The 14000-nt window shown below is 51.0% G+C and carries 14 protein-coding genes; 8 read left to right on the forward strand and 6 right to left on the reverse strand.

Annotated features, from left to right (window positions below; translation table 11 throughout):
• Nucleotides 1–25: 25 nt before the first annotated feature.
• Nucleotides 26–223 (forward strand): hypothetical protein, encoded by a 198-nt coding sequence (locus BS639_RS12475; RefSeq protein ID WP_084983218.1) that lies wholly within the window; start codon nt 26–28, stop codon nt 221–223.
• A gap of 70 nt (nt 224–293) precedes the next feature.
• Here BS639_RS12475 and eutC read toward each other — a convergent pair whose 3' ends face one another.
• A complete protein-coding gene (gene eutC / locus BS639_RS12480) occupies nt 294–1094 on the reverse strand; it encodes an ethanolamine ammonia-lyase subunit EutC (protein WP_084983219.1) in 801 nt (266 codons plus the stop codon).
• On the reverse strand, nt 1091–2482 hold the full coding sequence (locus BS639_RS12485) for an ethanolamine ammonia-lyase subunit EutB (RefSeq protein WP_084983220.1): 1392 nt from the start codon (nt 2480–2482) through the stop codon (nt 1091–1093). Before BS639_RS12485 ends, eutC begins: the two co-directional genes overlap by 4 nt.
• A 232-nt stretch (nt 2483–2714) precedes the next feature.
• Here BS639_RS12485 and BS639_RS12490 point away from each other — a divergent pair, with 232 nt between their 5' ends.
• Nucleotides 2715–3257 (forward strand): nucleotidyltransferase family protein, encoded by a 543-nt coding sequence (locus BS639_RS12490; RefSeq protein WP_084983221.1) that lies wholly within the window; start codon nt 2715–2717, stop codon nt 3255–3257.
• Here the strand turns inward: BS639_RS12490 and BS639_RS12495 are convergent.
• Nucleotides 3254–4186: a LysR family transcriptional regulator gene (locus tag BS639_RS12495; protein ID WP_084983222.1), complete on the reverse strand. Its 933-nt coding sequence runs from the start codon at nt 4184–4186 to the stop codon at nt 3254–3256. The genes BS639_RS12490 and BS639_RS12495 overlap by 4 nt on opposite strands.
• A gap of 104 nt (nt 4187–4290) precedes the next feature.
• Here BS639_RS12495 and BS639_RS12500 point away from each other — a divergent pair, with 104 nt between their 5' ends.
• Entirely contained in the window at nt 4291–5310 is a 1020-nt protein-coding gene (locus BS639_RS12500) for a bile acid:sodium symporter family protein (protein ID WP_233427665.1), read from the forward strand.
• A gap of 76 nt (nt 5311–5386) precedes the next feature.
• Here BS639_RS12500 and BS639_RS12505 read toward each other — a convergent pair whose 3' ends face one another.
• The 3 genes from BS639_RS12505 to zipA all read right to left on the reverse strand — a co-directional run bounded on the left by BS639_RS12505 (nt 5387) and on the right by zipA (nt 8775).
• A complete protein-coding gene (locus tag BS639_RS12505; protein ID WP_055773827.1) occupies nt 5387–5623 on the reverse strand; it encodes a DUF3820 family protein in 237 nt (78 codons plus the stop codon).
• A 5-nt stretch (nt 5624–5628) separates the two neighbouring features.
• Complete coding sequence (gene ligA / locus BS639_RS12510) at nt 5629–7653, reverse strand: NAD-dependent DNA ligase LigA (RefSeq protein ID WP_084983224.1); 2025 nt, start codon at nt 7651–7653, stop codon at nt 5629–5631.
• A gap of 93 nt (nt 7654–7746) precedes the next feature.
• Nucleotides 7747–8775 carry a cell division protein ZipA gene (gene zipA / locus BS639_RS12515; protein WP_084983225.1) on the reverse strand — a complete coding sequence of 343 codons (1029 nt, stop codon included), beginning with the start codon at nt 8773–8775 and terminating at the stop codon, nt 7747–7749.
• 238 nt (nt 8776–9013) lie between these two features.
• On the opposite strand from zipA, the gene cysZ reads away from it, so the two are divergent.
• The 5 genes from cysZ to crr all read left to right on the forward strand — a co-directional run bounded on the left by cysZ (nt 9014) and on the right by crr (nt 13964).
• Nucleotides 9014–9772 carry a sulfate transporter CysZ gene (cysZ, locus tag BS639_RS12520; RefSeq protein WP_139804093.1) on the forward strand — a complete coding sequence of 253 codons (759 nt, stop codon included), beginning with the start codon at nt 9014–9016 and terminating at the stop codon, nt 9770–9772.
• Nucleotides 9773–9929: 157 nt separating this feature from the next.
• Nucleotides 9930–10895: a cysteine synthase A gene (gene cysK / locus BS639_RS12525; RefSeq protein ID WP_084983226.1), complete on the forward strand. Its 966-nt coding sequence runs from the start codon at nt 9930–9932 to the stop codon at nt 10893–10895.
• Between the two features lie 403 nt (nt 10896–11298).
• Nucleotides 11299–11556: a phosphocarrier protein Hpr gene (ptsH, locus tag BS639_RS12535; protein WP_003038086.1), complete on the forward strand. Its 258-nt coding sequence runs from the start codon at nt 11299–11301 to the stop codon at nt 11554–11556.
• A gap of 123 nt (nt 11557–11679) precedes the next feature.
• A complete protein-coding gene (gene ptsI, locus BS639_RS12540) occupies nt 11680–13407 on the forward strand; it encodes a phosphoenolpyruvate-protein phosphotransferase PtsI (RefSeq protein WP_084983227.1) in 1728 nt (575 codons plus the stop codon).
• Nucleotides 13408–13454: 47 nt separating this feature from the next.
• A complete protein-coding gene (gene crr, locus BS639_RS12545; protein WP_055773840.1) occupies nt 13455–13964 on the forward strand; it encodes a PTS glucose transporter subunit IIA in 510 nt (169 codons plus the stop codon).
• The last annotated feature ends 36 nt before the right edge of the window (nt 13965–14000 follow it).

Consider the following 14000-nt stretch of genomic DNA (forward strand, 5'->3'; position numbering starts at 1 on the left):
CTCTTGAATATTGAGGCAAATGGACATGAAACCGAGACTCAGCATTGCGGTGATTTTTCTCTTCATCACCTTCGGCGCGATGGCAAAAGACATTATGCATTTAAAATCAATGCCCACGCACCGTGGCGGCTTTAACAGCCACAATAGCTTCGCGGATACCGCAGAAACGCCGGATGAAAATATACGGGAAGATCATCACAAAACGGGTCGCATAGCATCCTGACAGCAAGACACTGTTGGATGTTTCCAGCGCAATAAAATCGAGTCTTAATGGGTGAGGTAAAATCTCTACCCTAGTTTATAAAAACCACTTTTCCCCGCAGGGCAGGATTATCACTCTCATCTTTGAGATCCACCCCAGACAGTTGGCGATGAAATGCCTGCTCCAGTAGCCAGGCGAGCTTAAACGCCGCCTGAGGATAGTCCAGCCCTTCGGGACGTACGTTTGAGATGCAATTTCTCTCTGACTCCATACGCCGAGTGTGCGGCCCCCAAGTCATGTAGATGCCCAGACTGTCCGGCGATGAAAGGCCGGGGCGCTCACCGATTAAAATGGCGACCGCTTTGGCTTTCATTGACTCGGCAATGTCATCACCCAGTGCAACGCGAGACTGATGTGCCAATATCACCGGCCCTACCTTTAGGTTTAGCTGATGAAGATAAGGCATCAACGCCTTAATCAAGGGCACGGCCTGCCGGTGAACGGCCTTTGATGATAGACCATCAGCCACCACCAGCACTAAATCTGCCGGCTCATGAGGCAGAGACTGTAAAAAATCTCGACTGTCAGAGGACAGTCTGCGACCCAGGTCAGGACGACAAAGATAAGTAGTGCGGTCGGCCGCCGCGCTTTCAACGCGCAGGGTCTTCAGGCCCAATGCGTGAAGTTCAGGTTCTAGTTCCTCACTGTGAAAAGGCTGATGTACCGCGTCCCGCGCCTGAGCGTGAGCCAAACCAAACCGCAAAACCTCATCGGTTGGCAAACTCGCCCCAGTGCGACCTAATGCAATTCTGGCCGCGGTAAATTTGCGCAACGCCTCCCACGGATTGGCATGCACCCACTGCATCACCTGCTTTTCTTCCTCTTTGCTCATGATTGGACTCCTAACTGCGGCAGTTGGCTCAGCAACGGGTGGGATGCCCGTGCATCTCGCAGCCTGCCTAGCTCGTCGATTATTTTCATTTTCTCGAGCCACACAGCAAACTCCGGCGCATGTTTCAGGCCCAGCAGCTCGCGAATGTACAGCGCATCGTGAAATGAAGTGCTCTGATAATTCAGCATAATGTCGTCGGCGCCGGGCACGCCAATCAGAAAAGTCAGACCCGCCGCGCCTAGCAGAGTCAGCAGGGTATCCATGTCGTCCTGATCCGCCTCGGCGTGGTTGGTATAACACACGTCGCAACCCAGCGGCACGCCCAGCAGCTTGCCGCAAAAATGGTCTTCAAGACCGGCACGAATAATCTGCTTGCCGTCGTAAAGGTATTCAGGACCGATAAAACCAACCACGGTGTTCACTAAAAGTGGCGAAAATCGACGAGCGATGGCGTAGGCACGGGCTTCGCAGGTTTGCTGGTCAACACCAAAATGCGCATTGGCCGAGAGACAGCTGCCCTGTCCGGTCTCAAAATACATCACGTCGTCACCCAGCGTGCCGCGCTTAAGGCTCAGCGCCGCCTGCTGTGCCTCTTCAAGCAGCGCCAGATTGATACCAAAACCGCTGTTGGCCGCCTCACTTCCCGCTATAGACTGAAACACCAGGTCCACCGGGGCACCACGTTCAATAAGCTTTATCGTATTGGTCACGTGGGTCAAAATGCACGACTGGGTCGGGATCTCAAAACGGCTAATGACGTCATCGAGCATGTAGTTGAGATTTTCCAGCAACGGCAGGCTGTCACTGGCCGGATTAATGCCAATGACCGCATCACCTGAGCCATAAAGCAGCCCGTCCAGCATGCTGGCCGCGATGCCCTGTAGATTATCGGTTGGATGATTAGGCTGCAAACGCACACTCATGTGCCCAGGCAGTCCAATGGTGTTGCGAAAACGGGTGATCACCCGGCATTTTTTCGCCACCAAAATCAGGTCCTGATTGCGCATCAGTTTGCTGACTGCCGCCGCCATCTCAGGGGTGATACCTTTCGCGACCCGCGCCAATGCCGCCGAGTCAGTTTTTTCGCTGAGCAGCCAGTCTCTAAAATCACCTACGGTAAGATGCGATATTTCGTGAAAAGCCACGGCATCGTGGCTGTCAACAATCAGCCGCGTGACCTCATCCTCTTCATAGGGAATAAGCGCCTGCTGGAGAAATACTTTGAGTGGCAATTCGGCCAGCGCCATTTTCGCCGCCATCCGCTCTTCTGCACTTTCGGCGGCAATCTCGGCCAGATAGTCACCAGACCGCGCCGGTGATGCCTTGGCCATCAGATCTCGTAAATCACGAAACCGATAGCTGCGATGACTTAAGGTGGTCTGGTACATAGCACTCCCTAAAAACCGTGAATTACCCCACTGCTTCATATATAGCGTAGCTATTTTTCACCACCCAAGCTGTGAGTCATGCTCGACGACACGTTAGCAGTACGGGCTACAAAAATAGCATTCCGTCAGAAACGGGACGTCATATGAAATTCAGATAACAAAAGAGAGTATTTTTCATAGGCATGAAATATCGTTCTGCTAGGATAATTCAGTCACGTTATGGAGAGACGACATGAAGCAGAAAAAAATTATCGAATGGATAAAGCAGGACGAGATGCGCATGCAGGCCTTACAGGCCGCACAAACGCTAAATTTGAATGACTGGTGCCTCGCCGCTGGATTTGTGCGTAATCTGGTGTGGGATAGGCTGCACGGACTTGCGCAAAACACTCCGCTTAATGATATTGATGTGATTTATTTCAACCCTGCCAACCTGAGTCCTGAAGCAGACCGCGAATATGAGCAACGGCTAAATGACTTGATCCCCCTGCCGTGGTCAGTGAAAAATCAGGCAAGAATGCACCTGAAATATGGTCGCGAGCCATATACGTCTAGCAGTGATGCCATCAGCTACTGGGTCGAGGTTGAAACCGCCATTGGGGTTAAACTCGACGCTAACAGTCAGTTGGAGCTGGTGGCTCCTTTAGGTATTGAAAGCCTGTTTGGTTACACCATCAGTGCCAATCCTAAGCATGGCCAGCCCGACGTGCTGCTTGCGCGAGCACGCGAAAAAGGCTGGATCCGCCGCTGGCCTGGCTTGAGCGTAAAAATTTAGGTCGAGTGAACGTTTAGGCCAACCCTTTCTCGCTTGTCGGTCAGTGCCTGTGCCTGCTGTTTTACCACCTGCCAAATGGCTAACGCAGCGGGCGTTAAAGAACGATTTTTTCTTTTCACCAACATCAATGCGCGGTTTACCTCGGGTAACAGCGGGCGAATCACCAACTGACTGCCAGAGGGAAGCGGCAGTGCCAGTGCGGGGAATATGCTGATGCCAATCCCCGCTTCCACCATTGGAAACAGCGTTGCTGGGTGGCCTATTTCCTGAATAACCTGAGTTTTTACTGAGAATTCCTCAAGCGCCTTGTCTATCAGTTGACGGCTTCCCGACGAGTAATCTTGCAGCACCAATCGAGCCTCATTCAATGCCGTCCAAGGCACGGAACTCATCTGTGCAAAAGGGTTATCCTCGCGGCACAGCAGCAGGAACGGCTCGTGCAGAATCACTTCCGTATCAAGGTCGGTGCTGTAGCCAGGATCGATGACAATCCCAAAATCCACCTCGGCATTGCGCACGCTGTTTAATACCAACTGCTGTGATTGATCCCTGAGTAAAATCTGAATATCAGGAAACAGATCGCCACCGCTGGCGATACACTGCGGCATGAGATGGGCAGAAATAGTCTGACTTGAGGCTATGCGTACCCGACCGTTCTGCTCAGTGCCAAAACTGCGCGTGTCCAGCAGCATGGCGTGCAGTTCATCAAGCAGCGGCTCAACGCGGTTTGCCAGTCGACGTCCCGCATCGGTAAGGGCCACTTCTCGCGTGGTGCGGTCAAGCAGTCGCACGCCCATTTCTGACTCTAACTCTTTGATGCTGTGGCTAATTGCCGACTGTCCGAGGCCGATAACCTCGCCGGTGCGGCTAAAACTGCCGTAGCGGGCGACGGCGATAAAAACCTTAAGCTGTTTGAGAGAATAATTCATGAAAAAAATTCATTAATGGATTAAATAAATCAATTTTATAATTCTACTCGAAAAGCACAAAATAGCCCTATTGATTACAAAATAATGAGACCGTTATGAAAGTCCTGCGTTTTTTGCCTGATACCTTTACCATGATGCTGGTAGCCACTGTTCTTCTGGCGACCTTCCTGCCAGCACGCGGTATTTATATTACTGCCTTCAATGACCTGACAATTTTCGCCATCGGCCTGCTGTTCTTTATGCACGGTGCCAAACTTTCACGCGCTGCAATACTTGAGGGCAGTAACAACTGGCGCCTGCATCTTTGGGTGATGTTCAGCACCTTCATTCTGTTCCCGATCCTTGGGCTGCTGTTCCAGTGGTGGCACCCCGTTGATGTAAGTCCGCAGATTTATTCCGGCTTCGTCTACCTGTGCGTGTTGCCTGCCACCGTGCAGTCGGCGATTGCCTTTACCTCAATGGCTGGCGGTAACGTCGCGGCCGCAGTATGCAGCGCCTCGGCCTCTAGCCTACTGGGTATTTTTGTTTCGCCACTGCTGGTCAGCATGCTGATGCACGTTCAGGGCGATACCGGCAATGGTCTAGAGCAGATGTGGCACATCATTCTGCAACTGCTGGTGCCGTTTATGGCCGGGCACCTGCTGCGTCCGCTGATTGGCAAATTTGTCGATAAGCATAAAAAGATGATCGGTAAAACCGACAGAACTTCGATTTTGCTGGTGGTTTACACCGCCTTCAGCGAAGCCGTAACGCAGGGGATCTGGCACAAAGTGGGCCTCGGTTCATTCGCGTTTATCGTCGTAGTCTGTGTGATTTTAGTGGCGATCGTTATCGTGTTTAACACTTATATGGCGCGCTGGATGGGCTTTAATAAAGCGGAGGAAATTACTATTGTCTTCTGCGGATCGAAAAAGAGCCTGGCAAACGGTATTCCACTGGCTAACATTCTGTTCCCGGTCAGCGCGATTGGGATGATGGTACTGCCACTGATGATTTTTCATCAGGTTCAGTTGATGATTTGCGCCGTGCTGGCAAAACGCTATCACAATAAGCAGTTGAAGCTGGAAAATGAAAAGCGAGAAAAGAGCGATACTACCGCGCCCGTTCAGGCAAAACTGAATTAATTAACCGCGTTAAAAACTAAAAAGCCGGTCAGAGAAATGACCGGCTTTTTTAATGCGTAGTTGTTATATCAGCGACTTATTCAGTATGTGATTTATGACCACCGCGTTTAAGCGGGGTGAGTAAATCTTGCAGTCCTTCGATTTTTATCGCCAGCGTCATTTCCATCAGCATGCCGAGCTTACCCTCAGGGAACTCACCTTTGCGGGCAAACCACAGCAAATACTCTTCGGGCAGGTCAATCAGCACTCTTCCCTGATATTTGCCGAACGGCATCACCGTATTAGCGATTTCGATTAAATTTTCTTTTTCCACTGCTGTTATCCCCCTTCGCTCTCTCCCAGCAGACGGATCATCTCTTCTTCATCGATAACCTGAATGCCCAGCTCAAGCGCTTTCGCCAACTTGGATCCCGCGGCTTCACCGGCGATCACCATATCGGTTTTTTTAGACACGCTGCCAGTCACTTTTGCGCCCAGTGCGGTTAAACGATCTTTTGCTTCATCGCGGGAGAGGATCGACAGCGAGCCGGTGAGCACCAGGACTTTACCGGCAAACGGACTGTCGATTTCTTCGGCCACAATGACCTGCGGCGCTGGCCAGTGAACGAAAGTCAGAAGATCGTCAATCACCTTAATGTTGTGATCTTCGGCTAAGAAGTTGACCACGTGTTTTGCCACCACGTCACCCACGTCCTGCACCTGCTTAAGAGAGTCGACATCGGCGGCACGCAGAGCATCAATGCTGCCATAATGCGATGCCAGATTCGCGGCGGTAGCTTCACCGACTTCGCGGATCCCCAACGCATACAGGAAACGTGCAAAGGTGGTTTCCTTAGCCTTTTCGAGCGCTTTTGCCAGATTCTGTGCAGACTTTGGCCCCATTCTGTCAAGCCCAGTCATAATACCTGCGCTCAGGCGGAACAAATCAGCCGGCGTTTTGACATACTCTTTCTCAACCAGTTGGTCGATGATTTTATCACCCATGCCGTCAACGTCCAGCGCGCGACGGGAGACAAAGTGTTTGAGCGCCTCTTTACGCTGCGCGCCGCAGAACAGGCCACCGGTGCAACGAGCCACCGCCTCACCTTCCACCCGCTCAACGTCGGAATTACATACAGGACAGTGCGTTGGGAACACGACTTCACGGGCGTCTTCAGGCCGCTGGTCGGCGATAATCCCCACGACCTGCGGAATGACGTCTCCGGCGCGGCGCACTACCACCGTGTCGCCAATACGCAGGCCCAGACGTTCAATCTCATCGGCGTTGTGCAGCGTGGCGTTACTGACCATTACGCCCGCCACCAGCACCGGTTCAAGACGCGCAACCGGTGTAATAGCCCCCGTGCGGCCCACCTGAAACTCAACGTCTTTCACCTGTGTGATCTGCTCTTGGGCAGGAAACTTGAAAGCCGTCGCCCAGCGAGGCGCACGGGCGACAAAACCCAGCGTCTCCTGCGTTTCAAGAGAATCAATTTTGACCACTACGCCGTCGATGTCAAAGCCGAGCTGCGCGCGGTCTTGCTCAACCTGACGATAAAACGCCAGTACTTCATCACTGCCGGTGCAGAGTTTTACACGGTCGCTGACCGGCAATCCCCACTGTTTGAACTGCAGTAAACGCTGCAAATGGCTGGAAGGAAGCGTACTGCCCTCAAGTGCGCCAACGCCATAGCAGAAGAAGGTCAAAGGACGTTTGGCGGTGATACGCGGGTCAAGCTGGCGCAGTGAGCCTGCGGCGGCGTTGCGCGGATTGGCAAACACTTTTCCACCCGTCCGGCGCGCTTCGTCATTCAGCGCTTCAAATCCAGGCTGCGGCATAAACACTTCACCGCGCACCTCAAGGCGAGCCGGGATATTTTCACCGGTCAAACGCAGAGGGATAGCGCGAATAGTTCGCACGTTCATGGTGATATTTTCACCGGTCGTGCCGTCACCGCGCGTGGCGGCCTGCACCAGCTCACCATTTTCATAGAGCAGGCTCACCGCCAAACCGTCGAGTTTAAGCTCGCAGCAAAAGGTCAGCGCGGTAGAAATTTTAAGCCGGTCCTGAACGCGTTTATAAAACGACAGGAAACTTTCTTCATCAAAAACGTTGTCCAACGACAACATTGGCACCTGATGTTTGACCTGGTCAAAAGCTGAAAGCGGTGCGGCGCCCACGCGTTGGGTCGGTGAATCTGGGGTGATAAGCTCGGGATGTTGTTCTTCGAGTTGGCGAAGCTCGCGCATCAATCGGTCGTATTCAGCGTCGGGAACCTCGGGGGCATCCAGCACGTGATACTGATATTCATGGTGACGCAGCTGACTGCGCAGTTGATTTATTTGTTGTTGAATTGTGGCCATAGCTCACCATCATGAAGATAAAAAACCCCCGACAGGCGGGGGTTAGTAAGAAGTTTGGCTTATTGTAGCGCATACAAAGCGCGTTCGAAGAACTTAGGCAGTCGCTTCCAACACTTCGCGGATGCGTGCTTTATAAGTTTCTAGCTTCTGCGGCGTAATCATTCGACGCTCATCGTCCCACACTACGGCGCCCACGTCGTCAGCAATGCGCTGAGCAGATTGGAGCAGCAGTTTGAAGTTCTGATGGGCATCGCCAAAGCACGGCACCATCATAAACAGCGTGATACCCGGCGTTGAGAAATCAGACATATTCTCTGGGTCGAATGAACCCGGCTTCACCATGTTTGCCAGACTGAACAGCACAGGACCGCTGCCTGCCGGACTTACGTGACGATGGAAAATGTTCATCGCGCCAAACTGGAAACCAGCCTGCAATACGCTCTGTAACAAGACTTCGCCGCCGATTACGCCACCCTGATGCGCTGCAACGTGCAACACAAGGACGGTTTCTTTCAATTTTTCTTTGACCGGCAACGCTTCCGGCTCGGCAAGCTCGAAAGCCTGCGGTTCAGCGCGGGCAGCAGGCGCGGCATCCGCGTGAATTTCTGCCGGAGGAACAGGCGCTGAATGTCCATGAGCATGTTGAGCGTCGTGATGATGCTCAACCGGCGCTTCGCGGCGCGGCGCATGAACAGGCTCGGCAACTGAATACCCGCTTAACAGCGGATCGTCTTGCTGAACGGCAGAATGCGGCTGCTGAACCGGCGCCTGGGGAGGCACTGGTCGAGGCTGCGGTGCATGCTGCACGGGCGTCTGCTGAGGAGCAGGTGCCTGCGGTGCATGTTTTGGCTCAGCATGCATCGGGGCATATTTCTCAGCTTCGTCATAGCTTCCCAGAGAAGGTTCCTCATGAGGATGGGCTGCACGCACACGCACTTCACCCACCCCATCAGCGAAATCTTCGCTCGGGGATTGCTCTCGTTCTTTTTTCACTCGTTTAGCTGGACGATCGCGAAAAAGCGAAGAGCGTTCTTTACGGCTGGTCCACAAACCGTGCAATAACAACGCAATTATGGCGATCGCACCAACAACGATTAATATCAGACGCAAGTCCTGCATCATTGCTATCTCTGTTGTTCTTTACCGATAAGGTAATTATTCATTGCCAAGGCGGCAAACATTCACCTATCTAACTCTATTTGCCTGAGTTGATAAGTGCAAGTCTGGACACTGTTTTATGCTAATAAACATGATTGTTGCATCCTGTTTGACTACTTTTCACTCAACAAGTGCCTAGTCAGTGCAAAATCATATCGATATGATAGCCCAGCCTATTCAATTTAGAGAGAAAATTTCTGTTATGTCGTCATCAGAAGTCAACGGTGTGCACTATTTCACGCAAGGATGGAAATTAATCTCCCTGCCGGGTATCCGTCGTTTTGTCATCATTCCGCTTATCGTCAATATTTTATTGATGGGTGGCGCCTTCTGGTGGCTGTTCACCAAGATGGGTCAGTGGATCCCGTCCTTGATGTCGCATGTGCCGCAGTGGCTGCGCTGGCTGGACTATCTCATCTGGCCGATTGCGGTCGTTTCGGTTTTGCTGGTGTTCAGCTTTTTCTTCAGCACGCTGGCGAATTTGATTGCCGCGCCGTTTAGCGGCCTGTTGGCAGAACAGCTTGAGGCACGCCTAACCGGTAAAACGATCCCCGATGCCGGTATCTGGGGAATAATGAAAGACCTGCCGCGCATCATGAAACGCGAAGTGCAAAAGCTTGCCTACTACCTGCCCCGCGCGCTGCTGTTGCTGATACTGCATTTTATTCCCGGCGTGGGGCAAACCCTGGCGCCGGTGCTGTGGTTCTTTTTCAGTGCCTGGATGCTGTCTATTCAATACTGCGACTACCCTTTTGACAACCATAAGGTCAGTTTCGCCGATATGCGCCGTTCGCTGGGTCGCAATAAAATCGACAACCTACAGTTTGGCGCACTGGTGAGCGTATTTACGCTGGTGCCGATCCTTAACCTACTTATTCTGCCCGTTGCGGTCTGCGGCGCTACTGCGATGTGGGTCGATCGTTATCGTCACCTTCACCTCGCCGAAACAGCCAGGCGCTAGGGCTTTTGTACTAGAATCAAAACATATTTCATATTCACATATCTTATACTAATTCTTTACTTCACTGGGGAAGGCGTTCGAGTATGCTTTTTACGTTTCCCTCGTAATTTCAAAACATTGTCCCCAAGACACGTCGACATAAGGTTAAGGACAGGCTATGAGCAAGATCTTTGAAGATAATTCATTAACAATCGGCCATACGCCGCTGGTTCGCCTGAATCGTATTGGCAATGGCCGCATTCTGGCTAAGGTCGAATCACGCAATCCGAGCTTCAGTGTAAAAGACCGCATTGGCGCAAATATGATTTGGGAAGCTGAAAAAAGCGGCATTCTGACTAAAGACATCGAGCTGGTTGAGCCTACCAGCGGAAACACGGGCATCGCGCTGGCCTACGTTGCCGCCGCGCGCGGATACAAATTGACGCTGACCATGCCTGAAACCATGAGCGTGGAACGCCGCAAGCTGCTCAAGGCGCTGGGCGCAAACCTGGTGTTGACAGAAGGTTCGAAGGGGATGAAAGGCGCCATCGCCAAGGCTGAAGAGATTCAGGCCAGTGATCCTGTGCGTTATCTCATTCTGCAGCAGTTCAGCAACCCCGCCAACCCGGCAGTTCACGAAAAAACCACCGGGCCTGAAATTTGGGAAGATACCGACGGTGACGTAGACGTGCTGATCGCGGGCGTAGGCACCGGCGGCACCATCACCGGCACCGGTCGTTATCTAAAAAGTAAAAAAAGCAGCGTGACGCTGGTTGCCGTCGAGCCTACCGACTCTCCGGTTATCACCCAAACGTTGGCAGGTCAGGAAGTGAAGCCTGGCCCGCATAAAATTCAGGGCATTGGTGCAGGTTTCATCCCTGGCAACCTGGATTTAGAGCTGGTGGACCGCGTTGAGCTGATTACTAACGATGAATCAATCGAGTACGCACGTCGCTTGATGGAAGAAGAAGGTATTCTTGCCGGCATTTCTTCAGGTGCCGCCGTTGCCGCCGCCGTCAAACTGCAGCAGGAACCTGAGTTTGCTGACAAGACTATCGTGGTTATCCTGCCGTCCTCTGGCGAACGCTATTTAAGTACCGCACTCTTTGCAGATTTGTTTACTGAAAAAGAACTGCAACAATAATGCCATCTCGATTGAAGTGATTAAAAAAGCACCTTAACGGGTGCTTTTTTGTGGCCTACATCAAAGTTTATAGCACTTCATGATTGATTTTCGCCGCTAGGTTTAGTATTTAACCCATCAATTATTTCGATGCGCAAAATTAATCGCCGAAAGAATTGCTTACTGCTGAATCGATTTACTGATTTGTTACAGCCTAGTAAATGGCGGCATAATGGAAACAGAATGGAAAAAGCTTTTGCACAGTGTCAGTGGATTTATCCCTGCGTGCGAATTTTTGTTTTTTCTGTTGCATCGGAGCTTGCGCATGGTCAATAGTCAGGCGCTATCTCATAAGCTAAAGTGGCGTCCTTGGACTAGACTTTAGCTCCACAACATTACTTTAAATTAAGTTGGGGAAACATCAATGTTCCAGCAAGAAGTTACTATTACTGCTCCAAATGGTCTGCATACTCGCCCTGCTGCACAGTTTGTCAAAGAAGCCAAAGGCTTCACTTCAGACATCACCGTGACCTCTAACGGTAAAAGCGCCAGCGCCAAGAGCCTGTTCAAACTGCAAACTTTGGGTCTGACTCAGGGTACTGTTGTTACTCTTTCCGCAGAAGGTGAAGACGAGCAAAAAGCCGTCGAACACTTGGTAAAACTGATGGCAGAGCTCGAGTAAGAAGCTTAGTCAGAGAGGCTGTATCAGGACGTTTTTACTCTCTAAGCCAATAACTTATATCGCGTAAGAATGTCCTTAACGGTCTCTAAAAGAGTTAACACCAGTCAACAGTAAGGTAGGGTTATGATTTCAGGCATTTTAGTATCTCCCGGTATTGCTTTCGGCAAGGCGTTGTTGCTGAAAGAAGATGAAATTGTCATCGACCGGAAAAAAATCTCTCCTGAGAACGTCAGTCAGGAAGTTGAGCGTTTTCTGTCTGGCCGTGCGAAAGCTTCTGCACAGTTGGAAACGATCAAAACCAAAGCCGGCGAGACCTTCGGTGAAGAGAAAGAAGCCATCTTCGAAGGCCACATCATGTTGTTGGAAGACGAAGAGCTAGAACAAGAAATCATAGCCCTCATCAAAGATGACAAATCCACTGCTGACGCCGCCGCCTACTCCGTTATTGAAGGCCAGGCCAAGGCGCTGGAAGAGCTTGACGATGAATATCTGAAAGAACGTGCGGCCGACGTGCGTGACATCGGTAAACGCCTGCTGAGAAACATTCTGGGCATGCCGATTATCGACTTGGGTACTATCCAGAGCGAAGTTATCCTGGTCGCCACCGACCTGACTCCTTCAGAAACCGCGCAGCTGAATCTGAACAAGGTTTTGGGCTTTATTACAGATTTGGGTGGCCGTACTTCACACACCTCAATCATGGCGCGCTCACTGGAATTGCCTGCGATTGTTGGCACCAGCGACGTGACCAAACAGGTTAAAAACGATGATTATCTGATTCTTGATGCCGTGAACAATAAAATCTACGTCAACCCGACGCCAGAAGTTATTGAGCAACTGAAAGCGGATCAAAACCAGTACATCAGCGAAAAAGACGAACTGACCAAGTTGAAAGACCTGCCGGCGATTACGTTGGACGGGCATCAGGTGGAAGTTTGCGCAAACATCGGCACCGTGCGTGACGTAGCGGGCGCAGAGCGTAACGGCGCGGAGGGCGTAGGCCTGTACCGTACCGAGTTCCTGTTTATGGACCGCGACAGCCTGCCAACCGAAGAAGAGCAGTTCCAGGCTTATAAAGCCGTGGCTGAAGCCATGGGTTCTCAGGCGGTTATCGTCCGTACCATGGACATTGGTGGCGATAAAGAATTGCCATACATGAACCTGCCGAAAGAAGAAAACCCGTTCCTTGGCTGGCGCGCAATCCGCATTTGTCTGGATCGTAAAGAGATTCTTCACGACCAGCTGCGTGCAATTTTACGTGCTTCCGCCTTCGGCAAACTGCGCATCATGTTCCCAATGATTATTTCCGTTGAGGAAGTACGCGAGCTGAAAGCCGAGCTGGAGCTGTTGAAAGGACAACTCCGCGAAGAATCTAAAGCCTTTGACGAGACAATTGAAGTTGGCGTGATGGTGGAAACACCGGCTGCTGCCGTGATTGCTCATCATTTGGCAAAAGAAGTTGATTTCTTCAGTATTGGTACAAACGACCTTACCCAGTATACTCTGGCAGTAGATCGCGGTAATGAACTGATTTCTCATCTTTATAATCCAATGTCCCCGTCAGTTCTTGCACTTATTAAGCAAGTTATTGATGCATCACATGCCGCAGGTAAATGGACTGGCATGTGTGGAGAGCTAGCAGGTGATGAACGTGCTACACTTCTCTTATTGGGCATGGGTTTAGATGAGTTCAGCATGAGCGCAATCTCAATCCCACGCATCAAGAAAATTATTCGTAATACAAACTTCGAAGATGTGAAGGCGCTGGCAGAAGAGGCTCTGGCCCAACCTACGGCGCAAGAGTTGATGAATTTGGTTAACAAATTCATTGAAGAAAAAACACTCTGCTAATTGCGCGTTGCTGGAAAGCTGCCCAAATTAATGCTTAGGAGAAGATCATGGGTTTGTTCGATAAATTAAAATCATTGGTTTCTGATGATAAGAAAGACGTTGGCACAATAGAAATTTATGCGCCAATCTCTGGTGAGATTGTCAATATTGAAGACGTTCCCGATGTTGTATTTGCTGAAAAAATCGTTGGTGATGGTATTGCTATCAAACCAGCGGGCAACAAAATCGTCGCGCCTGTAGATGGTACCATCGGTAAAATCTTTGAAACTAACCATGCTTTCTCAATCGAATCCGACAGCGGCATTGAGCTGTTTGTTCACTTCGGTATCGACACTGTCGAGCTGAAAGGTGAAGGCTTCAAACGCATTGCCGAAGAAGGCCAGCGTGTGAAGAGAGGCGATTTGATTATCGAGTTTGATCTGGCGCTACTGGAAGAGAAAGCCAAGTCGACCCTGACTCCGGTTGTTATCTCCAACATGGACGAGATTAAAGAGCTGATTAAACTTACTGGTACTGTAGTCGTTGGCGAAACGCCGATCATTCGTATCAAGAAGTGATATCACGCAGATAAAAAAACGGCGCCTTGAGCGCCG

The sequence above is a fragment of the Rouxiella silvae genome, assembly GCF_002093625.1.
Taxonomy (GTDB): domain Bacteria; phylum Pseudomonadota; class Gammaproteobacteria; order Enterobacterales; family Enterobacteriaceae; genus Rouxiella; species Rouxiella silvae.